16 protein-coding genes and 2 pseudogenes are annotated in these 22,544 nt (G+C 62.3%); 1 reads left to right on the top strand and 17 read right to left on the bottom strand.

The features are described 5' to 3' along the window. Position 1: 1 nt before the first annotated feature. From ACODTW_RS24045 to ACODTW_RS23975, 15 genes are all read right to left on the bottom strand, one after another. Positions 2-1,090: an ABC transporter ATP-binding protein gene (locus ACODTW_RS24045; protein ID WP_488948668.1), complete on the bottom strand. Its 1,089-nt coding sequence runs from the start codon at positions 1,088-1,090 to the stop codon at positions 2-4. Continuing rightward, on the bottom strand, positions 1,083-2,795 hold the full coding sequence (locus ACODTW_RS24040; protein WP_488948667.1) for an ABC transporter permease: 1,713 nt from the start codon (positions 2,793-2,795) through the stop codon (positions 1,083-1,085). Before ACODTW_RS24040 ends, ACODTW_RS24045 begins: the two co-directional genes overlap by 8 nt. Positions 2,796-2,971: 176 nt before the next feature. Then, positions 2,972-4,090, bottom strand: a complete 1,119-nt coding sequence (locus tag ACODTW_RS24035; RefSeq protein WP_488948666.1) for an ABC transporter substrate-binding protein — start codon at positions 4,088-4,090, stop codon at positions 2,972-2,974. 12 nt (positions 4,091-4,102) lie between these two features. After that, entirely contained in the window at positions 4,103-4,867 is a 765-nt protein-coding gene (locus tag ACODTW_RS24030; protein ID WP_488948665.1) for an HpcH/HpaI aldolase family protein, read from the bottom strand. Beyond that, a complete protein-coding gene (locus ACODTW_RS24025) occupies positions 4,854-5,714 on the bottom strand; it encodes an alpha/beta hydrolase (RefSeq protein WP_488948664.1) in 861 nt (286 codons plus the stop codon). Before ACODTW_RS24025 ends, ACODTW_RS24030 begins: the two co-directional genes overlap by 14 nt. Before the next feature lie 73 nt (positions 5,715-5,787). Next, positions 5,788-7,899 (bottom strand): TonB-dependent receptor, encoded by a 2,112-nt coding sequence (locus ACODTW_RS24020; protein WP_488948663.1) that lies wholly within the window; start codon positions 7,897-7,899, stop codon positions 5,788-5,790. 585 nt (positions 7,900-8,484) lie between these two features. Beyond that, a complete protein-coding gene (locus ACODTW_RS24015) occupies positions 8,485-9,828 on the bottom strand; it encodes a DUF1254 domain-containing protein (protein WP_488948662.1) in 1,344 nt (447 codons plus the stop codon). 16 nt (positions 9,829-9,844) lie between these two features. Further along, the gene (locus ACODTW_RS24010) at positions 9,845-11,647 is read right to left on the bottom strand and encodes an acyl-CoA dehydrogenase (protein WP_488948661.1); all 1,803 of its coding nucleotides are present in this window, start codon (positions 11,645-11,647) and stop codon (positions 9,845-9,847) included. A gap of 14 nt (positions 11,648-11,661) precedes the next feature. Next, the gene (locus ACODTW_RS24005; RefSeq protein ID WP_488948660.1) at positions 11,662-12,858 is read right to left on the bottom strand and encodes an acetyl-CoA C-acyltransferase; all 1,197 of its coding nucleotides are present in this window, start codon (positions 12,856-12,858) and stop codon (positions 11,662-11,664) included. Positions 12,859-12,861: 3 nt separating this feature from the next. Continuing rightward, positions 12,862-13,779: an SDR family NAD(P)-dependent oxidoreductase gene (locus ACODTW_RS24000; protein ID WP_488948659.1), complete on the bottom strand. Its 918-nt coding sequence runs from the start codon at positions 13,777-13,779 to the stop codon at positions 12,862-12,864. 32 nt (positions 13,780-13,811) lie between these two features. Continuing rightward, positions 13,812-14,285, bottom strand: a complete 474-nt coding sequence (locus ACODTW_RS23995; protein WP_488948658.1) for a MaoC family dehydratase — start codon at positions 14,283-14,285, stop codon at positions 13,812-13,814. 18 nt (positions 14,286-14,303) lie between these two features. Further along, positions 14,304-16,022: an AMP-binding protein gene (locus ACODTW_RS23990; protein WP_488948656.1), complete on the bottom strand. Its 1,719-nt coding sequence runs from the start codon at positions 16,020-16,022 to the stop codon at positions 14,304-14,306. A gap of 110 nt (positions 16,023-16,132) precedes the next feature. Then, entirely contained in the window at positions 16,133-17,092 is a 960-nt protein-coding gene (locus ACODTW_RS23985; protein WP_488948655.1) for an extracellular catalytic domain type 1 short-chain-length polyhydroxyalkanoate depolymerase, read from the bottom strand. Then, positions 17,076-18,635 (bottom strand): carboxylesterase/lipase family protein, encoded by a 1,560-nt coding sequence (locus ACODTW_RS23980; protein WP_488948654.1) that lies wholly within the window; start codon positions 18,633-18,635, stop codon positions 17,076-17,078. Before ACODTW_RS23980 ends, ACODTW_RS23985 begins: the two co-directional genes overlap by 17 nt. A 138-nt stretch (positions 18,636-18,773) precedes the next feature. Further along, a complete protein-coding gene (locus ACODTW_RS23975) occupies positions 18,774-21,029 on the bottom strand; it encodes a TonB-dependent receptor (protein WP_488948653.1) in 2,256 nt (751 codons plus the stop codon). A gap of 156 nt (positions 21,030-21,185) precedes the next feature. On the opposite strand from ACODTW_RS23975, the gene ACODTW_RS23970 reads away from it, so the two are divergent. Then, entirely contained in the window at positions 21,186-21,869 is a 684-nt protein-coding gene (locus ACODTW_RS23970) for a TetR/AcrR family transcriptional regulator (protein ID WP_488948652.1), read from the top strand. On the opposite strand, the pseudogene ACODTW_RS23965 reads toward ACODTW_RS23970, so the two are convergent. Beyond that, positions 21,867-22,258 (bottom strand): annotated as a pseudogene (locus tag ACODTW_RS23965) (IS30 family transposase); the annotation flags it as partial. The gene ACODTW_RS23970 and the pseudogene ACODTW_RS23965 overlap by 3 nt on opposite strands. A gap of 24 nt (positions 22,259-22,282) precedes the next feature. Further along, positions 22,283-22,408 (bottom strand): annotated as a pseudogene (locus ACODTW_RS23960) (hypothetical protein); the annotation flags it as partial. Positions 22,409-22,544: the final 136 nt, after the last annotated feature.

The raw sequence follows: 22,544 nt of genomic DNA, 5'->3' as shown, positions 1-22,544 counted from the left end.
TTCAGGCCCGGACCAGCAATGTGTCATCCACGGCAAAGCGCAGCCACGCCGTATCACCCTCGACCCGCGTTTCCGTCTCCGCCATCAGGACCAGCCCGGGGCCGCAATCCAGCGTATAGAGCAGGCGCGCGCCCAAATAGGCACGCTCCAGAATGCGGCCGGGCAGGATGTTGATATCGGGGTCGGGCCGCGGCGGCTGTGCCGACAGGCCGATATGTTCGGGCCGCACGGTCAGCAGGCTGCCGGCAGGCGGCGCGGCCCTATCCGGCCACAGGGCCGTCAGCATGTCCCCATCCACCAGCCGCACCCGACAGGTGCCGGCGGCCGCGTTGCGGTCCACCACCTCACCCGGCAGAAAATTGCTGGCGCCGACAAAATCGGCGACAAAGGCGTTGGCGGGGCGGCGGTAAATCTCCTCCGGCGTGCCCAACTGCGATACCCGCCCCTTTTCCATCACCACGATCCGGTCGGACAGCGCCAGGGCTTCAGACTGGTCATGGGTGACATACAGCGTGGTCAGGCCCAGTTGCCGCTGCAACTGCTTCAGCCAGGATCGCGCCTTGATGCGCAGCTTGGCATCCAGGTTGGACAAGGGCTCGTCCAGCAGCAGCAGGGACGGGCGGAAGACCAGGGTGCGGGCCAGCGCCACACGCTGCTGCTGCCCGCCCGACAATTCGTGCGGATAACGGTCGATATAGGCGCCCATCTCCACCAGGGCCAGTGCCTCCTCGATCCGCGTTTCCTGTTCCTTCTTGGAAACCTTGCGCAGCCGCAGGGGGAAGGCCAGGTTCTGGCGCACATTCATGTGCGGCCACAGGGCGTAGGACTGGAACACCAGACCCAGGTTGCGTTTTTCCGGCGGCAGGTCCAGGCCGCTGGCCCCGTTGTAGAAATCCCGGCCGCCCACCGTGATGCGCCCGCCAGACGGGCTGTCCAGCCCGGCGATGGCGAACAGGGTCGTGGATTTGCCGCAGCCCGACGGCCCCAGCAGGGTCAGGAACTCCCCATCCGGGACATGCAGGCTGACCTCATGCAGGGCCTGAACCGGGCCATAATGCTTGTTCAGACGATCGACGACGACCTCAGACATCTTTATTGGTCCTCAAGCTGCGGCGCGCCAGGGCCACGAACAGGGCCGTGATGGCGAGCTGAATGACGGAGAGTGCGGCGACCGGTCCTGTGCTGCCATTGGTCCAGAAGGTCAGCATTGTCGTCCCGATGATCTCGGCGCCGGGCGCGAACAGGAACACAGCGGCGGCATATTCCTTCAAAAAGGCCAGGAACAGCAGCACATAGGCCGAAAACAGCGCCGGCTTCATCAGGGGGAAGATGATCAGCCGGACCGTGGTCCACCAGTCGGCCCCCACCGACCGCGCCCCCTGGTCCAGTTCGCGGCCGATCTGGTGCAGCGTGGGCGCCAGGGCGCCGAAGGCCATGGGGATGCCGCGCATGGTGAAGGCCAGCATCAGCAGCCAGATCGTGCCCTGCAGCACATGGGCGAAAGGCAGCAGCAGCATGGCCCAGAACATGCCGATACCGGCAATGATGCCCGGCATGGCGCGGGGATAGAGCGCCACGAATTCCAGGGCGCGACGGAAGCGGAAGTCCGACCGGTGCGCCACCAGCGCCACCAGCGCCACAAACAGAGTGGCCAGCGCCCCGCCGAAGGTGGCGATGATCACCGAATTCACGACGGAGCGGCGATAGGCCTCGTACCCGAACAGAACCTGGAAATGATCCAGCGTCGGCAGGTCGAACGGCGACATCAGGGGGGTGAGGAAACTGGTGACCGAGCGCAGCACAATTCCGGCGAGCGGCAGCAGCAGGACCAATAGGGTATAGAGGCACATCAAGCCGCACACGACCCAGCCGATACGCCCGATGGGCGCCAGTTTCGGCCGCTGCGCCTTGCCACGCACCGTGACGAAGCGCTTGGACTGGCGCAGCAGCAGGCCCTGGATCACCAGCAGGACGGAGATCACGGCCAGCAGCAGCGTTGCCGCAGCCCCGATCAGCCCATAGTCCGGGGTGATGGCGCCCAGGCCTTCGATGTAAAGAAAGGTGGTGAAGAATTCCAACCCCACCGGCTTGCCGAAGACCAGGGGAACGGCCAGCATTTCCAGCGAACCGATAAAGGTCAGCAATGCCGCGTAGATGATGGAGGGCCGCATCAGGGGCAGGGAGACGGACCACAGCGCCCGCAGCGGGCTGGCACCGACCGACCGCGCCGCATCCTCCAGCGTGGCGTCGGCCATGCGGGCGGAGGACGAACAGAACAGATAGACCACGGGCGCCTGTGAGGTGCCGGCCAGCAATCCCATGCCCAGGATCGTGTACATGTCCCACAGCGGCACGCCGGCCACCCGTTCCACCGCCAGCGTGATATAGCCGGACGGGCCGTAGAGGATGAACCAGGCAAAGGCCAGGACCAGCTGCGACACATACATGGGCCAGAGGGTCAGGTTGCGCAGCAGGCCGCGCCCCGGCATGTCGGTGCGTTCCAGGAACAGCGCGAAGGCGACACCCAGCACCGTGGCGATCAGCGTGGACAGCAGCGCCAGCAGCACCGAATTGCCCAGCGCATCATGAAAGCGCGGATTGCCGAACAGCCGGACATAATTGTCCAGACTGAACAAAGGTGCCGCCTCGTACAATGGACGGTCCAGCAGCGACTGCCACAACACCGGCACCAGCGGCCCCAGCACCAGGGCCAGCGTCGCCAGCGCCACCGCCGTCTGGATCAGCAGCGCCCGGTCAGGCCGGAAAAATCGGGATTGGGGTTCCGCCAGGGACATGGGCCGATCCGGTCCTTGATGTCAGGGGGTGGGAAAACGGCATATCGCCGATAATGCTGCTTCCTGCCTCCCCCGCGAAAGCGGGGGTCCAGGGGCTGGTTGCACCGATAGGGGGTGGCGCGTGGCCCCTGGGTCCCCGCTTTCGCGGGGAAAGCAAACAAACATAAGAAAAGCCCTCACCGCCGCGCCTTAAACGTGGCGTTCCAGCGGGCGATGAAATCCTGATAATGGTCCAGCATGGTGGGGTCGTAGCCGACATGGACGATCCTGTCCTCGGCCCCCAGCCGCCGGACCAGACCGTCATAGGTCAGGTAGGGCACCTCGTCGGGCCGGACATCGGACCGGTAGGGCATCAGCCCGCCCTGGGCCGCCGCCACCTGTCCATCATGCGACAGCAGGTAATCCAGCATCAGCCGGGCGCCGGCCGGGCTGCGGCTGGCGGCCGTGACGGCCATGCCGCGCGGCACCAGCACCGTTCCATCCTTGTCCAGGGTCCAGTCCACAATCTCCGACCGGCCCTTGGTCGCCATCTGCGGCCAGACGGTGACGGCGGAGACGTTGAAGCCGACCAGATATTCGCCCGTCGTCACCTTCTCCATCATCGCGGCCCCGCCGCTTTCCACCCGCACGGCGGGGGACAGGCGCTGCATCAGGTCCCAGCCGCCGGGCCGGCCGCTGGTGATGGAAGCCCAATGCACGGCATAGGCCAGCGCATGGGCGGCGGCGTCATAGGTGGTGACCCGCTTGCGGAACTTCAGCGGATTTTCCTCCGCCAGGGCCGCCAGCCGGTTCAACCCGTCGGGATACTGGTCGGGCTTCAGCAGAAGCTTGTTGTAGATCATCACCATCGGGTCGGCCGACAGGGTGTAGAGGCCGGGCATGGGCCGGCTCCAGGCCGGCAGGCTGACATCCTCGCGGCTGACATGGGCGCCGATGCCGCCCTTGGCCGCAAAGCGCATCCAGGCGTCGGGCGCGCTGGAGACGATGATATCCGCCGAGGGCCGGCTGACGGAGGTTTCGGCGTAGTAGCGCTCGAACACTTCCGACGGGCCCATGTCCAGGCAATTGACCTTGATCCAGGGGTAGAGCGCCTGGAACCCGCGCAGCAGGGGCCGCCAATTATATTCGGCCATGATCGAATAGATCAGCAGCCCGCTTTCCGCCTTTGATGCCGTGACCAGATCATCGGCGCGGGCGGCACCCGGCAGGAAAGCGGCGGTGGCCAGGCCGGCCAGCATCTGGCGGCGCGACAGGGGGCAGGGGGGAGAAAGGGCGGCGGGTGATCGGTCCTGCATCGTCTTTCCCCCTCAACCTGGCTGGCCCAGGGCCAGACCCGCGCCCCGGCGCAGAAAGGTCACATCGGCGCCCAGGGTGACGAAGCCATAGCCACGGTCGAACATCGTTTCCGCCGGCAGGCCCGGCAGAATGGTTCCCCCCAGGGCCAGCCCCGCCTCCAGAATGCGCCGTTCCGCGGCTTCCAGAACAGCCTTGAATGCGGGGGTGTCATATTGTCCGGGCACGCCCGCACTGATCGACAGGTCCAGCGGGCCGATGAACAGCATGTCCAGACCGGGGACCTTGGCCATCTCCGGAATGGCGTCCACGCCCTTCACGCTTTCGATCAGGCCGATGGTCAGGGTTTCAGCCTCGCCGAATTCCGCCACCTCCCAGCTCCACGCCCCCCAGCCGGCGGCCCGAGAGACGGTGTAATGGGCCCCCCTTATGCCATGCGGGGGGTAGCGCGTGGCCCTGACCAGACGGTCGGCGGCATCCGCACTGTCCAGGTTGGCGGCCATCAGCCCTTCCGCACCCGCATCCAGAAGATGCCGCACGGGGGCCGGATGGTTGTCGGACAAGCGGGCCAGGATTGTGGTGCCGGTGCCCGCCATGGCCCGCATCTGGTGGATGGCGGTTTCCAGCCCGCCCGGCGAATGTTCATGGTCGATGATCAGGGCATCGAAACCCAGCGGGGCCAGCGCCTCCGTCACGGCGGGGCTGCCCATGAACAGCCAGGCCCCGCGCGCCGGCCGCTTTTCCCGCAGCAGGCGCTTCAGGCGGTTAGGTCGAAACATCGTCCCCTCCCTCCGCTTGCGCCAGCCCGTTCAGGAAGGCGATGGCGGACCCGACCAGCGCGTCACGGGAATGGCGCACCCCGTCCAGGATATCCAGCCGCACATCCAGTCCATTGGATCGCAGGTTGCCGGCCAGCGTGTGCATGCGGTCCACCCGCGTTACACCGGCATCGTTGGCCCCTTCCATCCAATGGCGGGAACCGGGGGCATGGGTGATTTCCCAGGTGTCAGTATCATCCGATCCGACAACCAGATGCACCCTGACCTGCCGCATGGCGTCCAGGTCCAGCGCGACGCCGAACCGTTCCTCCATGTCGGCCAGTCCCACCCACCAGCGGCGGTCGGTGTCCAGCAGGGTAGGGGAGCCGGGCGCCCCGACCGACACCGCCCGCAGCCGGCCGGGATGCAGGTAAAGAAAGCGGTGGGCGAAATGCGCGCCGCCGGAAAATCCGAACAGGTCGAACCGCCCGTCCTCTACGCCGTAGCGTGCCGCGACCTCTGCCACCATGTCCAGCAACAGGTGGTCGAAGCGGATGCCCTGATACTCGATATATTTGTAATTATCCCGTTCCTGCGGCTCGCCGATCCCGCAGGGGAACAGGGGGGCCAGGATGATGCTGCCCGTCGCCTCTGCATAAGGAATGAACAAGTCCCGCAGCGCCTGATTGCCGCGGTCCGTGCCATGGACTGCCGCCAGGATGCGCCCGCCGGCCGGGTTTTCCACCAGCCGGGAAGGCACATAGAGGCAGTAGGAGAAGCGCTGATCGATGCGGCTGGCCGTTGCCGGTGTCCTGCCGATATCATAGGGCGTGAAGCCCCGTTCCGCGCCGTTCACGGGCAGAGTCATTCTTGTCATCCATGTCGGGAGGGATCGCCCGGTGCCGGGATGCGGATGATGCCGCAGGACCGGGACGGCCTGATCAGTATTCCGCAGACATCTTCAGGAAGAGGGTCCGGCCCTCCGCCTTGCTGTACAGCTGGTCGCGGTTGATCATCTGGGACGTGACGGAATAATAGTCGTTGTTGAACAGGTTGTTCACACCGAAGGTGAACAGGACCTTGTCCATGCGGTACTGGGTGGAGGCGTCGACGCGCGTCACCGGGCGCACGCGGCCCGTGTAGAAATCATTGATCTTGGCAGTGGGGAACTTGTTGCGGCTGCCGGTGCGGTTGACCTGCAGGCGACCCGACCAGTCACCGGTGAATTCCTGTTCCAGCCAGGCATTGTACTGTTCCGGACCGATACGGCGGCCGGTCAGGGGCGTGTCGACCTTGCCGTCATGGTTGGCGTCGCGCTTGCCCTCCGACCAGGCAAAGCTGCCGCCCCAGCCGGTGCTGTCGCCGATCTTGCCGCTCAGCGTGGCCTCAACGCCGTGGATGCGCTCCTTCTCGCGCAGGGTCGCGGCCTCGGTCGGGTTCACAGTATCGATCACGAAGTCGGTGCCATATTTCGACTTGCTGATGAAATAGGCGACCGTGTAGCCGATCTCGGCCACCGTCCCGCGCAGACCGATTTCGTAATTATTCACCAATTGCGGCTTGGGGTCGAAATTGTCCAGGTTCCGCGCCGTCACGCGGCGCAACGGCGCCCCGATATCGGGGATCGAGAAGCCCTGGGAGAAACCGCCGAAGATTTCCGCTTCGGGCAGGACATGCAGCGTGCCGCCGATATTGACCGGCGTGGCGCTGTAATCCAGCTCGCCCGCCGCGACCTTCACATTGGTCAGGCCAGCCACGAAATCATCGATCTTCATCTTGAATTCGTCATGCCGGATGCCCGCGCGCAGTGTGAACCAGTCGGTCACCGGCACATCCAGCTGGATGAAGGCGGCATAGTTCATCTGCTTCAGCGGCGGCGTGAAGGTGCGGCCATCGCCGGGCTTGTCGGTCAGCGGGATCAGCGGCTGCTCGGTGGTGTCGCGGGCAATGTCGAAGCCCCACAATGCAGTGCCCCCGTCCAGCCCCCAATCATCCAGCTTGGTGGTGAAATCGGTCTGCCAGCCGATCTTTTCCGAGGTGATGGTGGTCTGGGTGCCGCCCAGGCGTGCCGCGTCGAAGGAGAAGACGCTGTAATTTTCCAGATAGTAGATCTTGGTATTCAGGGCGGAGCCGAGAACATCGCCATTTTCATAGGCCAGGGACGAAATGGTGTTGCGGTTTTCCGGGTCGAGCGCGCGGGGGTCGGCCATGCCCTTGACCGCCGTCTCCTTGATCCCCTTGGCGATATTGCCGCTGACCGTGACGTAGTTGGTATCCTGCTTCTGCTGGTAATAATTGACCATGGCCTCGACGCGCTGGTCGCCGAAGGAATAGCCCAGCTTGGCGTACAGGTTATAGATATTGCTGTCGGCGATGCCGCCGAAATTGTGCGGATCGGGGGCCAGACGGTCACCATCGGCGTCGAACTGGCCGTTCACCCGCTCATAGGAGCCGTTCAGGTTGACATCAATGCCGCCGATGGCGCCCGACGCACTTTGCGAGACGCTGGGGCGTGCGCTGTCGGCCAGATGCTGCGTCGATACGCTGGTCCCGATCTCTGTCTTGAAACGGAATTCCTGGGTCGCGGGCGCATCCTTGGTGATGTAATTGACGATGCCGCCGGCACCGCCCTGACCATAAAGTGCCGAAGCCCCGCGGATCACCTCGATGGAGCCGATGACGGACGGGGAGATCAGGCGCAGGTCGCGACCGCCATCTCGCAACGGATTGGAAACGGGAATGCCGTCGATGAAGACGCGCAGGGGCCGGCCGCGCAGGCTCTGTTCCACATTCGCGGCGGTGCCGTTGGACGCGGCGATGCCGGGCACCATGTTGGCCAGGACCGACCCGATATCGGCCGTCGTTGACAGCTGATCCTCCAGATCCTTGCGGCCCACAACCGTGTAGGAACCGGGGAAGGTCTCAATCGTCGCGGAAAGGCGAGACCCGGTGACCACAATCTCTTCGAGCGCCACATCCTGTGCATAGGCGCCAGATGCAAGTGCAGCTCCCGATGCGATGCTCACCAGCAACGCCCGTCTCAAATCGCTCATATCCCTGTGCTCCCGTGTCCATGGTGCCGGTTTCAGCACCGGCTGTACCAGGATAGTAGCCAATTTATGCTTTTAACGGTAGCCAATTTTGGAGCAGAAATGACATTTCCAGACCCGGGGAAGAAAACTCAATTATCTCAATGGCTAATGCCAGGCCCCGCGGCATGCGACCAAGCTGCCGCTGCGCACTTGGCTGCTGGCCCTGTGTTTCATCCTGCCATCCGACAAGGAGGCTCTGTTGCAAGGATCTGGTAAAGGCGCCTGAAGCCGGCTGCCGGTCCGGCCGTCAGGATCAGACGGCCCGAAGCTCCAGTTGCCGGGTGACGAATTGGGCCGCGTCGGTCAGCGCGCAGGGACCAAGCCCGAAGGCGCGCTCGACAAGACGGGCTTCGCCGCGCGCTCCGCCATCATCTGTTCCAGGTCGCGGTAGCTGATCCCGTATCGGCATTACCAGCGGACCGCCCAGAGAACGATCTCGCCTTCAAAGTGCCGCCCCTTGGAATCCGACACGGCCCCTCCCTCTCTCGATCGCCCCATTCCGCCGGAACCCGCCCATCTTTGCAACAGAGCCAGGCTTGGACCCTTTTATGCGATACGCAGAGGCGGGACGCGCCATTGACGGGACAGCAATTGTGCGCGCGGAAGGTATGCGCGCAATGCCAAACGCAGACGCCCTTCAGGGGCGGGCAACCAATTGGCGGCGAGCGGTCCCTCCGGCCTGTCTTTCTGGATCAGGATGCTGATACCGCCATCGGCGTCATGAACAAGCCCAGGCGTGCGGTCACCAATCGAATAGCGATTGATGGGGTTCTGGATCAGAAAGTAGCGGCCGTCGGGCATCACCATATAGGCGGTCAATGACCAGAACCCATCGACCGGAACACCGCCCGGCGGCAACCGCCAGACGTAATTATGGGCACCGGACAATTCATTGCCATCGGCGTCGAAGTTGGCGTGAAAATACATCGCCTCGTCTTCGGTGAGCGCAGCGATACCGCCAAGCGCCACGGCGGCGCGCAGCCTGTCGTTATTCCCGAAATCAGCGACGCCCGGTGGCGCATAACTCCAGCCCGCGACGCGATAGTCCCGAAATAGAAACGTTTCCCGCAATGCCGCGAGACCTTTGGGAATATAGGCGCGCCAGGCTTCCAGGAGTTCCGGTGACGGAGACTGATCAGCCGCAATGCCCTGCGCCGAAAAGCCCGAGGCCCTGGCGAGCAGTCCCCGGCGAACCGGTGTACGGCCGATAACCTCGTTGACGAGGCTCAGGAAATTTTTCGGGTCCGACACATCCGTAGCGGCCACGGTGAAGCCGCGCGCCGGCGGGCGGGCGGGCGGAATGCCGAGCGACAATTGCACCTGGAACGCGTGCGCGGCAGCCAGATCATCTGGCCCGTCGACCAGCGTGCGCATCAGCATCCAGACATCATTGGTCGGCGCGCTGATCAAGGTGACACCTGCCGGTGTCTCACCCTGCCATTGCGGACCCGCAATCCAATACCGCCCGCCCCGGCCGCCCGTGGCACGGGTACCGATATAGGCAAAAACGTCGGTAAACCCATGCATGAAAGCGATCGAGAAATAGCGATCCGTTGCGCTTGGCGCATTGATTTCGACAGGCCCGCCCGAAAGCTCCAGAAACGCCGAGGAGTAGATGGTATCGTTGTTGGGAGCCGTGACCTGGCGCGAGGTGTGGTCCATCAACTGGGCACGATGAGCCAGCACGTTGAGACGGCCCGGCGATCCATTTATGGCGCTGGTCCGTTCCTGTTCGATGCGCGCGAACTCATACAATGGGAAGGCATAGTCGAATGCCGCGGCAAGCGCCTCCTCTCCCAGTGGATTGACCTTGGCCGTCGGCGATGTCGTGCACCCCGTGCTCAACAGCGAAAGCGCAAAGGCGCCTTTCATCAGATCCCTACGCAGCATTGTTTCCCCCGTATTTTTATCCCGCAACGAAATGTTCCGGGGAAAGGCGCAAACAGGTTTCGTCCAACCCGCCCACGAGATCGAAGGTCGCGTGCACTTTTGGCAATTCGTAACGGAAGAAGAATTTGCATCCCTCGATTTTGCCTTCGTAGAAGGCGCGCTCCGATGCGCCGTCCGCGCCAGCCAACGCCCTTTGCGCGACCAGTGCCTGACGCAACCACAGCCACGCCACGATGACGTGTCCGAAGGCATCCAGGTAAAGCGTTGCATTGGCAAGGCGGACATTCAAGTCCGGGCAGGCAAGGGCAGCCTGTGTGGCTGCATCGCGTGCCAAGGTGGCCTTGCGCAGGGCATCCGCAAAGTTCGAAAGCGCCGCAACGCCCTCCGCTTCGCCGATCGTGGTCAGGATCTCCGCGGCCAGGATGCGGTAGGCTTCCCCGCCATGCATGGAGACCTTCCGGCCCAGCAGGTCCATGCCGTGGATGGCATGCGTACCCTCATGAATGTGATTGAGCCGGTTGTCGCGATAGAAGCGTTCGACCGGATAATCACGCGTGTAGCCGTATCCGCCCAGCACCTGAATGGCCAGCTTGTTGGCCTCCAGACAATATTCGGATGGCCAGGACTTCGCCACCGGCGTCAAAATTTCCAGAAGAAGATCAAGACGGCGATGCTCAGCCTCGTCGCCGCAAATCGTGAGGCGATCGACGAGACTGGCGCAATATAAGGCAAGCGCCTGGGCCCCTTCCACATAGGCTTTCTGTGTCATCAGCAGACGCTTCACATCAGCATGCTCGATGATGGGAATCTGCGGGCTGGTCGGGTCCTTGTCATGGGGATGGCGGCCCTGCGGGCGGGTCTTGGCGTATTCAAGCGAATAGAGATAGCCGGCAAGGCCGCTCATCGTGGCGCCATAGCCAACGACGATGCGCGCTTCATTCATCATGTGGAACATGTAGCTGAGGCCTTTGTGCGGCTCGCCAACGAGCCAGCCCTCACATGGACCCGCCTCACCAAAATTCAGCAACGTATTCGTTGTGCCGCGATGCCCCATTTTGTGATTGAGCCCAACGAGCGCGACATTGTTGCGTTCCTGCAGATTTCCCTGCGCATCGACCCGATATTTGGGAACAATGAACAGCGAGATGCCTTTTACGCCCGGCGGTCCTCCCGGAATCTTCGCCAGCACCATGTGGACGATATTTTCCGAGATCTCCTGCTCGCCGCCGGAAATCCACATCTTGCTTCCGGTGATATGATAGCGCCGATCACCGATCGGCGTTGCACGCGTGCGGATGTCCGACAGGGACGAACCCGCCTGGGGTTCGGAAAGACACATGGTGCCGAACCAGCGGCCTTCCAGCATTGGCGGCAGGAACAGCGCCTTCTGTTCCTGATCGCCAAAGGCGCTGAGCATGTTCGCGGCGGCAACAGTAAGAAAGGCATAGCTGGTGGCCGACGCATTGGCGCACGACGCGATGCCCGTGGCCGCCAACGCGACAAGATAGGGCGCCTGCAGGCCGCCAAACTCTTCGTCAAATCCCAATGCGAACAAGCCGGCGTCCGCATAGGCGTTCAGGGCGTCGCCGACTTCCGGCATGATGGAAACCCGCGTGCCATCAAAATGCGGCTCATTGGCGTCCAGTGCCGCAGCACAGGGAAGGAGCTTCTCCTCCGCCAGGGTCTGCGCCGTGTCCAGGATAGCGTTGACCGATACCCGGTCATAGTCGCTGAACCGCTCAGCTTTCAGAAGCTGGTCTAACTCGAGAACCTCATGGAGGAGGAAGTTGAGATTTCTACGATCGACGATCTGAGACATACCCTCATCCCCCTCTAAAACACTTCAAACAGACCGGCGGCGCCCATGCCGCCGCCCACGCACATCGTGACCACCACATATTTCGCGCCGCGGCGGCGGCCTTCGATCAGAGCGTGCCCGATCATCCGCGCACCGCTCATGCCGTAAGGATGGCCAAGCGCGATGGCGCCACCGTCAACATTGAGCAGTTCATCCGGAATGCCGAGTTGATCGCGGCAATGGATGACCTGACAGGCGAAAGCCTCATTGAGTTCCCACAACCCGATGTCGGCCACCTTGAGGCCGTGAGCCTTCAGCAGTTTCGGGATGGCGAAGACCGGCCCGATGCCCATCTCGTCCGGCTCGCAACCGGCAACGGCAATCCCACGATAGGCGCCCAGGGGTGTGAGGCCGCGGCGCTCCGCTTCCTTGGCTTCCATCAGTACCGCAGCGGATGCACCATCGGAGAGCTGACTGGCGTTACCCGCCGTAATGAAATCGCCTTGCGCCCGCTTTTGCCCACCGGCAAAAACCGGCTTCAAATTGCCCAGACCCTCAAGCGTGGTGTCCGAACGCGGGCCTTCGTCGCTCGTCACCGTCACGATCGCTTCGCTGACGGCATTGGTGGCCTTGTTCTTGCGCAGCATTACCGTTTCAATGGGGACGATTTCATCGGCAAACCTGCCCGCGGACTGCGCAGCTTCCGTGCGCCGCTGCGATTGCAGGGCGTATGCATCCTGTGCCTCTCGCGGAATATTATATCGTTCAGATACGATTTCCGCCGTCTCCAGCATGCTCATGTACAGGCTTGGCTTGTTCTCCCGGATCCACGGGTCCGGCACGCCGAACATCGCTTCGGTCTGGTTCATGGAAATCGATTCCACCCCACCCCCGACCACGATATTCATGGAATCGCAGACGATCTGCTTGGCCGCGATGGCAATCGCCATCAGCCCGGAAGCGCACTGCCGATCAACAGATTGCCCGGCGACGCTGGTGGGCACACCGGCGCGAATGAGGCTCTGACGTCCGACATTCTGAAATGCGGTGCCCATTTGCAACGCCGCACCCATGACCACATCGTCGATCTCGGATGGATCGATGCCGGCGCGTGCGATTGCGTGCTTGATCGCGTGGCCCCCAAGCGTTGGTGACGGCGTGTTATTGAAAGCGCCGCGATAGGCCTTGCCGATCGGCGTGCGCGCTGTTGAAACGATGACAGCCTCACGCATGCGTCAAACTCCCATTTCTTCGCCGCGAAGCGCGGCGGAGGCTGCGCGGACGAATTTGTCGGTCTGCAGGAACGCCATCTCCAGTTCTTCCTCCTGGCCTGGGTCGGCAATGCGCTCCCAGTTTGCGGCGACGTCGTCGACACTGAGCCCTGCGCTGCCCAAATAGGCGCCCCGGGTCTCGCTGATATGCACCACGGAAAATGATCCGGCACCGGCACCCATCGTGACTTTTGAAGGTGCATGCTCTGCGACCAGATAAAGCGCGGCGGGCGACACCAGTTCCGGCGCCATCAGGCGCGCGGCCTCCTCGGGCAGCAGACCCTCGAGCATGCGTGTCGCCGCCGTCGGTGCCAGCGCGTTGACCCGGATGTCGTGCTTCTTCCCCTCCTGGTGCAGCACATTCATGAAGCCCACCAGGGCCATCTTCGCGGCCCCATAATTGGACTGGCCGAAATTGCCGTAGAGACCGGAGGATGACGTCGTCATCAGGATGCGGCCGTAACGCTGCGCGCGCATAATTTCCCAGACCGCCTTGACACAGTGCACGGCCCCGAAAAGATGCACGTCGATCACTTTGTGAAAGTCCGCGATCTCCATCTTGGAGAAAGTCTTGTCGCGCAGAATGCCGGCATTGTTGATCAGGATGTCGACGCGCCCCCATTTGTTCATCACGGTGGCGACCATGGCTTCCACCTGGTCAAATTGGGCGACATCCGCGGCACAGGCGATCGCTTCGCCACCTGCACGCTGAATCTCAATTGCCACTTCATCAGCGGCCTGCGACGTGCCATCGGCACCTGATCCAAGATCGCACACCACCACCTTGGCGCCGCGTGCCGCCAGCGCCATGCAATGGGCCCTGCCCAAGCCAGCGCCGCCGCCGGTGACAATGGCAACGCGCCCTTTGAAATCGATCGACATGAGTTCTCCCTTTCCCGCTTTCGCAATCGCGGTCATTTGCCGTCAGGACTGGCGATTTCCTGCATGGTCAGCCAATCGGCGATCAATGCAGGCGTCTCCGACCCTTCAATGTCTATGATGGCCTCGAAGCACAGAACGAAGCGCGTCGGCGTCTTGTTCTGCACCGATTTCAGGATGAAGCGTCCGCGAATGCGCGACCCGGCTACGACCGGCGCTATCATGCGCACGCGATCGAAACCGTAGTTGAAGGCAGCCACCGATCCCTCAATCGTCAGGGCTGATTGGTAGGCGAATTTCGACAGCATGGAGAGCGTCAGGAAACCGTGGGCGACTGTGCCGCGGAAGCCCGCCCGGAGGCCCGCGGCCGGATCAAGATGGATGGGCTGCCAGTCTTCGGTAAGGTTGGCGAACGCTGATATTCTCTCCTGATCAATCACACACCAGTCGGATGCACCGACCTCTCGACCGATCCAGGAATTCAGATCTTTGACCTGCGTCTGTGGCATTGGTCCTCCATTTGTTCATCAGTTTGTCTGTGCTTCGGCAAACATCGCGTCGATCTCATCGCGGCGGCGCTCCGTGGCGCGCGCAACATTCATGGACCCTTTCACCGTGAGTTCGGCCGCGCTGAGCGGTGTGCGGGCGAACCGCCATCTGGCGATGCGATTGGATGCGCCTGAAACGCGGGCATTGAAGCGGTCACGGGCGGCACGGATTTCCGCCTCAACCATGGCTGCGTCGAATTCCGGCTTCGGCCAGATGAGCGCGCCGACACCGGCCCGGTTCACACCGCAGATCAGCACCTCGCTCACCCACGGCCGCAACTCGCTCAGCAAGGCTTCGCGCAGAGCCCCAGCGCGCACCCAGACGCCGGTGGCCAGTTTGAAATCCTCCCCAAGACGACCGTCATGGATGAGACCGGCTGCGCAATCCCCAAGATCGGCCATTCGCAAGGCGTCGCCGGTCCTGAAGTAACCTTCCTCGTCGAAATGCTCCCGGCTGCCATCGATATAGCCGGAAAACACGTTCGGCCCGGCGACGCGACACTCAAAGCGGTCATCACCGAGAGGCACAAGCTTGAGCCTGCATCCCGGCAATGGGGCGCCAAGCAGGTCCGCACGCTCCGTCTGCCAGTATACGGATGTGATGATCCCGCCCGTTTCGGTCATGCCATATCCGGCGCTGAACATGATCTGCTCGCCGGTGGCATCAACGGCAATACGCTGGAACGCTTCCACCACCGGCGCGCTGAGCGCGGCGCCGCCAAAGGAACAGACGCGTACGTTTCGCAGGATACGCTTGGCCAGTGCCGGGTCCGCCTGGAGCGCCTCCACCAGCATCGGATAGGCGATCGGTACGCTGGTGATCGAAGCAGGACCGACATCCGCAAGATTACGCAGCGTGCGGCCGAACAGGGCCGGCGTCGGCATGCCGTCATCGATGTACAGTTCCCCACCACGCAGCATGATGAGATGCACATTGATGTTTCCGCCGAACGTGTGATGCCAGGGCAGCCAATCCACCAGAATTTGCTTTTGCGGCACCCGCGGCGTGACGGCGTTCGCCATGTCCGCTGACGCGACTAGCATGGCGTGGCTGTTGAGTAACGGCTTTGGCGTGCCGGTCGATCCGGAGGTGAACAGGATCTTTGCACCCATTGCCGAGGTGATGGTGCGCGCAGCATGGGCCAGATCGATGCTGCCGGCCGACGTGTCGGCAATCAGATCTTCCAGGGCCAGTGCCGTCGGGAAGCTGTCACCAGCGATGGAAGCAGCCAGGCTTTCGTCATGCAGGACCATTGTCGCGCCGACCGTGTTGATCAGCGCACTCACCAGCTGCACACCGCTCTGATGCGCCAAGGCCATGGGAGAGATGGGCGTCACGATCCCGCCCAACGCCAGGACCGCGAAATTCGCTATGGCATGCGCAATGGAATTTCGCGCAAGAATGGCAACGACAACACCCGACCCGACGCCCCTTTCCCGGAGCACATGGGCGACCGCGGCGACTTGGCTGGCGAACTCATCATAGCTTAACCCATGCCACCCATCGCCGGACCGCTCATGGATGAATGGCTCCGCACCATGTGTCGTTCGGGCCTGCACCAGCAACTCGACAAGATTGGCAGCGGAAGCGACCAGCGGCTCTGGATGTTCGAGGTAGACAATTCCGCCTTCACCCACCCGCATGATGACGCGCGGGGGCTGTGTCAGAACATGACGGAATTTTCCGGGACCAGACATGCCTTAAGCATCCTTATTGGCAGGAACAGTTCGAGACGAGGCGATCGCGCGGCGCACGTTCAACGCCGGTCGCATTCCGACCGCGTCCCCTTCACTCGTTCACATGCATTTCACGGACGTGCATGGCGTTGAAAGAACGCCCAAATGACTTCGCTGGCGTCGATTTCGACGTAGCTGTTGCGTTCGATGAAAACCGAGGCCGGGGCGGCACCTGGCCAGGTGTGACCGGCCGATGCGAGACGGTCGAAGACGACTTCCGCTCCGCCCCGGCACGAACGATAGGCATTGGTGGTGACGTCACCTTGTGTGCTGACTGCCGGTTCCGGTGCGCAGCCATTGGCACGGACCCAGAAGGCAACGGCGTTTTCAGCCGGCAGGAACGGCCGGGATTGCGAGCGCGCCACCAGGCCCATCGGGCTTTCGCCGCCGGCGAACGGAACCACATTATCCTGCTGGCCATGCATGATGAGCGCGGAGAGCGGCGATGTCGGCGCCGCTTCATCACCGAACATGGCGCCGGCGACAACAGCGATGGCTGCAAGGCGGTTCGACAGGGCTATGCCCAAACGATGGGTCATCATGCCGCCGTTCGACAAACCTGTGACATAGATGCGCTTTGGATCAATGTGGCGCTGGCGGGAGATGTCGTCGATCAGAGCGGCGATGAACGCGATATCATCGCTGTCCGAGGTCATGGCGTAGCCACAGCAGCCCCCGGCATTCCAGGTACCGGCACGCTGGGTGCGGCCAACACCTTTCGGAAAGGCGACGACGAAATGCTCGCGCTCGGCAAGCGGGCTCCACCGCGCCACCATGGAATCCGGGCTGCCGCCACCGCCATGGAGCGCGATCACCAGGGGCGCTGGCGTCGGACCGGGCGCACCGCCAAGGAGATAGTCGCGGGCCTGGCCTCCGACATCGATACGATGTTCTTCAACGCCCGCCCGAGCTTCCGCATGCGCGACGCTCTGGGCCAAGGCACAGCCTTGCGCAAAAAGCGCCACGACCGACACAAGGGCGCATGTGAGCAGTTTCTTCACGGGAGCACGGGGATCAATGCTCAGCGACATGCAATCCTCCGACAATGAAATCATAGGCCGCCGCCTGCAAAGGCTTCTGCACAGCGATACTCTGTTCGCCGAAATTCATACGAAGGTCCTGCCCTGGCGTATAAGCGGGCCAGGCGGGGGCTCCGTCGCATGCGGGTGTCCCGGTACGGGCAAATGCTACCCAGCAGGCAGACATCACGTTGGACATGTCGCGATCCTGCGCGCTCAGGAAATGCTCAAGCGGGGTGCCGACCCAGGACTTGAACACAAAGGGAATTTCCGTGCCGTGCCATGCGCCGAGGCGAGAGCCACGCCGCACGGTGGCGCGGTAGTCGAAATAGTAGAGGTAGGACGGTGCGCCCGCCGAGGCGGCAGCCGCAATCCAGCGTGAGGGCGCAACGAAGACGAGGTCGCCCAGCGCACGGCGACGAAAGGTTTCGTCACTTACATCAGCCGGATAAAGCGCGCGCAGGGCACCCACATTTCCGCCAAAGGCCGCGTCCAGCGCCCCGTTCGGTACGCCAAGCGTTTCCAGCACACTGGCTTCGTCGGAATTCGCGCCAATGATCAGCGGCACATCCAGGGCGCGCCCTTCATGAAACGCCCGCGACGGTGCCTCCGTCACCAAACGCCCATCGATGAACGGACCGAAGCCCAGCCCGCCCTGCAGCCCGCCTTGCGCGTTGATCCAATCTTCCGGGGTCTTGGCGCGCAGATCATCGCTGCTGGCGTCGGCCCCAAGGCCGATTGCGGCGGCGTAGCGGATGCCGGCGGCTTCTGTCTGCGCAAGATTTTGCGGACGCTGAAGACCGCCCCCGGATTCCACGATGGCTTTGGCAAACAGGCCGCGGGCGTTTGGGTTGGCGAGCAGAAAAAGCGTGTCCGCACCGCCCGCGCTTTCACCGAAGACGGTGACATTCGCCGGATCGCCACCGAACGCTGCGATGTTATTCTGTACCCAGCGCAGCGCCGCCATCTGATCCATGATGCCATAATTGCCGAGCGGGCTGTCCGGCGGCGCTTCAGCGGTCAATGCCGGATGGGCAAAAAAGCCGAGCAACCCCAGACGATAGTTGATGGTGACGAGAACAACACCCTGACGCGCAAATTCACTGCCGTCATAAAAGCGTGCGGTCCCCGATCCCAACCGATGGGCGCCACCATGGATCCACACCATCACGGGCAAATGCGCGCCGGCACCTGCGCCTTGTGGCTTCCATATGTTGAGCGTCAGGCAATCCTCACTTTGCCGATCGACGCGCCCCACGCCACCGGCTTCTTCACGCATGGGCTGTGGGCATCCTGGTCCATATTCGGCTGCGGAGCGCACGCCGGTCCATGGCACCGGCGGTGCCGGGGGGCGCCAGCGCATCGGTCCAATCGGCGGTGCCGCGAATGGGATGCCCTTGAAGGCGACAACGTCATCCTGTGCGGTCCCGGCAAGACTTCCCTGGTCCGTCGTGATGATCGCGTCCGCCGCTGGCCCTTCATCGGTGTGCGCCGGCGTGCAGGCAGACAACATGGCGGCAAAGGTCATTGCATAGAAGGTCGCAAAGACTTTCATATCCCATCTCCTCCATACCCGCGCACCTGACGCTTGTGTGCCGCCTATGGGACCCGTTCTTCTTTCGCAATTCACCCCCACCCATTGTCACGACAACTTGCCGCCGCCATGGTGGAAATGGCGGCGGCAAGCAGATCGTCAATATTTCCAAGTCAACTTGGCGCCATAGGTGCGCGGCGTGTTGTAATATCTGTTGTTGGCAACGTCGACGACTTGGAAGATCTTGTTGGACAGATTCTTGCCGTAGATATCGAGGCTCCAGCCATAGCCCGATATTCCAGCCGAGACGTCGTACATCACGTAGTCTCTGGAAATACGCGTATGATTGGCGTCGTCGTAGCCGCCGCCCTCAGCCTGGAGGCTGGTCGACACGAAACCCTCAAGTCCGCCGCCCAGTTCTCGGGAATAGGCAAGTTGCCAGTTGACGATGTAATCGCGGGAGCGATTGACACGCAGCCCGCTGATATCAACCGTCGAGCCCTGGAAGATGATGCTGGAGCCGTCATCGAATTTGCCATTCGCACCGGACAGGCCAAAATTCGTATAGATCTGACCGCCCGCCAACGGCGCGGTGGCCACCAGTTCAAATTCCCCGCCATAGAGATAATTGCCGGGAACATTGTCGATCACAAATTGTGAGCTGGTCGATGAGATCGCCGTCGTGACCTGCGTGCCGTCGTTCTTGGAATAGTAGAACGCCAATTGCGGGCGTAATTTGACCACGCCAATGCGATAGGCGCCCTTAAGGCCGACTTCGCCGCTGATCACATCTTCGGGATCATACGGGACCTTGGACTCAAATCCCGGCTCGACGGTTGAGTTATAGCCGCCGGCGCGATAGCCGGTCGCCACACGCCCGTAAAGCGTTGTACCGTCGACAATCTTGTAGGTGACGGTCGCGGCGGGCAGGAAGCGGTCCCACTTGCGGTCATAGCTGGTGAGTGGAACCGTGACATTCGGGGCGCCGGCGCGAAGATCGTCGCGATGAAATGCGAACGACTTGTCGTCGGTCTGGTAACGCGCCTCGACACTGAAATTCAGGCGCGGCGTAAGGTCGAAACCGGCCGAGCCGAAGATGGAGTAAGAGGATAAATCCTCTGTGCTGTAATCAGCTTTCGCCTGCCCGTTCAACGCCGTGGAGACAGCATACGCACCGGTATAGGCGGTGGAGCGCCGGGTGAACCCTTCGGATGAGTAGGTCTGGTAATCAGTGCCGATGATCCAGGTGAACGGGCCGCCATCCTTGGAGACGAGGTGCGCCTCATAGCCGGAGCGCTCAAAATCCTCTTGCTGATTGTCGACAATGTCCGCCGTCGAAAGGCCCAGCGTCGGATGCGTGATGGTCGCCACGCCGAGGAAATGGTCGAGATCGTCCCAGCGCACGCCCTTCCGGTTCTTGTAGCTGGCCAGAACCGTCAGTTCGCTTGAACCGAAATCGTAGGTGAACTGACCGAAAGCTGAGTCCTGATCAATCGTCGTCGTTCCAAGATCGCCGTCAAAACTAATGTTGGAGCCAATGCCCTTGCGCACATCATAGCTGGGGTCCAGGGCCAGGTTCTGGCCGTTGGGCGTGAAAGACGGCGCTTGGGAATGTGAACTCTCGATGGTGGCGACGAGGCGTGCCTCCGGGTTGATGTCATAAGAGACGCTGATGCGCCCGCCCCGGTCCTCACGCTTGTCAAGCGCCGCACCCGTAACGGAATCCTTGATATAGCCGTCATTCTGGTCGGATGTGTAACCCGCGACGCGCACCGCAACGGTGTCGCTGAGCGGAGCATTACCGATGAATTCGAACGAGTTATCGCTCACCGAATTCGTGCCCACACGCACCCGCGCCTCAACGCGCTGCGACGGCTCGGCATTGACGACATTGACGGCACCGCCAACGGCGTTGCGGCCATAAAGCGCGCCCTGCGGGCCTCGATAGACCTCGACATTCTTGACGTCGAGAAAGTCTATAGCGCTGTAAGTGCGACCGCCAAAACCGCCGCCGGCGACAAACTGGCCATTGCGGTATATGCCCGTCGTCGATTCCGACGTCGACAACCGCCCGCCGCCCTGGCCACGCAGTGCGATGTCACTAAGATATTCCGGGCCGGAACTGACGAGAATGGCGCCAGGAACCTGGCGGACATAGTCCTCAACAGTCTGCAGGTTCAACTGCTCGATGTTCTCGCCGGTCAGCACGCTCACGGATGCGGGTACATCTTCAAGTGCTTCCGCGCGCTTGCGGGCAGTCACGATGATTTCTTCCAGAACGACCGGCGCATCATCATGCTGTGAAACGGTCCCGCCTTGGCTATCGGCCGCCTGCGCCGAGGCTGATTGAGGCAGCAGAACCGCGGATAGCACAGCCACGCTCGCGCTCAAGGCGAGCCTATATTGAATACCCATGTTCCTCCCCTTAGCGACTTTCCGCCCGTGGCATATTGTGCGCCCGAGTGGTTGATACGACTTCGTATCATTGGATACGTTGGCGTATCAAGCGCAATTTTGCAGCCCAGCCGTAATTTTAAGGTTTCAGCGGAGGTCCGAAGGCGTTTAGTGTCAATGATGCTGTCGGCGAGCAGGAACAGCGGATCAATCTCCGGTAAGTCTATGACTATAAAGACCTTTTCAGAGATCCTGGAAAACCACCGCACAGACCGCAAGGAACAATTGCTGGCCTTGGCGTCCGAAGTGATCTGTGAGCGTGGCCTGCATCAGGCGACCATGGATCAGATCGCGGCGCGCATCGGCCTGTCGAAAATCGTGCTCTATCGAAATTTCGGCTCGCGCGACAAACTTGTTCACGCTGCCCTGGAGCGAATTGTCGATCTCATTCTGGAAGTCGATCAGGCGCCCGCCGATTGGTGGACCCAACGGGTGGCACGCACACTTGAAGTGGCACGCGCCAATGCAGCGGCGTTCAAGTTGGTGGTTCGACACTCAGCACATGACCCGGAATTCGGGTGTCATTATGAAAAGCTGTGCAAAGCCATTGTTTTGCGGTCGGAAGATCGCGTCCATGAAATACTTGGTGATGCGGATGACGCCACACCAGGCGAGGAAAGACTACTCGGCGAGTCGATCATGACTTTCCTGCTCGACGCGTTCGTGCGCTGGATCGATGAAGGAAAGCCTGAACGTGACGCCGAGTTCTTGTCCTGGCTTGCGAAGTCCATTCGCGCGATGGCCTATTATTGGAGAGGGTCCTGGCCACCGCAGACGGAACCCGGCCATCCGGCCCCGTAATCGGCGTCGCACCCGTCCGTTGGCGTTCTCGATGCTGCCTTTCTGCCAGGGACTGTGCGGACCGCAGAACCAGTTCGGCAGGGACAATGACCGCCAGGCGCCGACAAACTCTGTTCCCCGGTCGAAAGTGATGCTGCGGCGGGCGGGGCCGGGCAGGGGAGCCAGGGCATCCGTGACCCGGGACATGACGCCGGCGGAGCGACGGTCCTCATTGCCCAGTAACCGCAGATATCGGGCTTGTCGCTCCTGCAGCGAGGTGACGTTGCTCTGGCCATGCTTGCGCACAAAGATCACCAGATCCGCCTCCCAATGGCCGAACTGGCTGCGATCACCGAGGTCCGAGGCTTGCGGCCTTTTTGACGACGGCAGTGCCGCCGGGCTACAGCCAGCCCAGCCGCGCCAGAAGCCCGGAACCGCGCCAGCAAACGGAATATCTGCCGACGCGTCAGACCCAGCAGCGCTGCCGCTCCCGTCACCGTCCGGTAACCGCCGGCGACCTCAGCCAGAACCTCGACCCGCGTCAGCTCCTGTGCGCTCATCATCACAAGCACCATCACGCCCTCCAATACCGGAGACCCGATGGCACAAGGGTGACATCTCTATATGGCGTTTACACCAAAGGCAGATTCACGCTGAAGTGCGACGGGGTTGAACATCCTGTTATCCTGTTCGCTC

The organism is Niveispirillum sp. FG148 (assembly GCF_057809655.1).
This window is presented reverse-complemented; position numbering and strand designations above follow the sequence as displayed.

Excerpts from the sequence above, each read along its gene's own strand:
- ACODTW_RS23990 (WP_488948656.1), bottom strand. The coding sequence starts at position 16,022 with ATGTCTGGTCCCGGAAAATTCCGTCATGTTCTGACACAGCCCCCGCGC.
- ACODTW_RS24045 (WP_488948668.1), bottom strand. The coding sequence starts at position 1,090 with ATGTCTGAGGTCGTCGTCGATCGTCTGAACAAGCATTATGGCCCGGTT.
- ACODTW_RS24010 (WP_488948661.1), bottom strand. The coding sequence starts at position 11,647 with ATGTCTCAGATCGTCGATCGTAGAAATCTCAACTTCCTCCTCCATGAG.
- ACODTW_RS24030 (WP_488948665.1), bottom strand. The coding sequence starts at position 4,867 with ATGTTTCGACCTAACCGCCTGAAGCGCCTGCTGCGGGAAAAGCGGCCG.
- ACODTW_RS24005 (WP_488948660.1), bottom strand. The coding sequence starts at position 12,858 with ATGCGTGAGGCTGTCATCGTTTCAACAGCGCGCACGCCGATCGGCAAG.
- ACODTW_RS23970 (WP_488948652.1), top strand. The coding sequence starts at position 21,186 with ATGATGCTGTCGGCGAGCAGGAACAGCGGATCAATCTCCGGTAAGTCT.
- ACODTW_RS23985 (WP_488948655.1), bottom strand. The coding sequence starts at position 17,092 with ATGTCGCTGAGCATTGATCCCCGTGCTCCCGTGAAGAAACTGCTCACA.
- ACODTW_RS23995 (WP_488948658.1), bottom strand. The coding sequence starts at position 14,285 with ATGCCACAGACGCAGGTCAAAGATCTGAATTCCTGGATCGGTCGAGAG.
- ACODTW_RS24020 (WP_488948663.1), bottom strand. The coding sequence starts at position 7,899 with ATGAGCGATTTGAGACGGGCGTTGCTGGTGAGCATCGCATCGGGAGCT.
- ACODTW_RS24040 (WP_488948667.1), bottom strand. The coding sequence starts at position 2,795 with ATGTCCCTGGCGGAACCCCAATCCCGATTTTTCCGGCCTGACCGGGCG.
- ACODTW_RS24035 (WP_488948666.1), bottom strand. The coding sequence starts at position 4,090 with ATGCAGGACCGATCACCCGCCGCCCTTTCTCCCCCCTGCCCCCTGTCG.
- ACODTW_RS24000 (WP_488948659.1), bottom strand. The coding sequence starts at position 13,779 with ATGTCGATCGATTTCAAAGGGCGCGTTGCCATTGTCACCGGCGGCGGC.
- ACODTW_RS24015 (WP_488948662.1), bottom strand. The coding sequence starts at position 9,828 with ATGCTGCGTAGGGATCTGATGAAAGGCGCCTTTGCGCTTTCGCTGTTG.
- ACODTW_RS23975 (WP_488948653.1), bottom strand. The coding sequence starts at position 21,029 with ATGGGTATTCAATATAGGCTCGCCTTGAGCGCGAGCGTGGCTGTGCTA.
- ACODTW_RS24025 (WP_488948664.1), bottom strand. The coding sequence starts at position 5,714 with ATGACTCTGCCCGTGAACGGCGCGGAACGGGGCTTCACGCCCTATGAT.
- ACODTW_RS23980 (WP_488948654.1), bottom strand. The coding sequence starts at position 18,635 with ATGAAAGTCTTTGCGACCTTCTATGCAATGACCTTTGCCGCCATGTTG.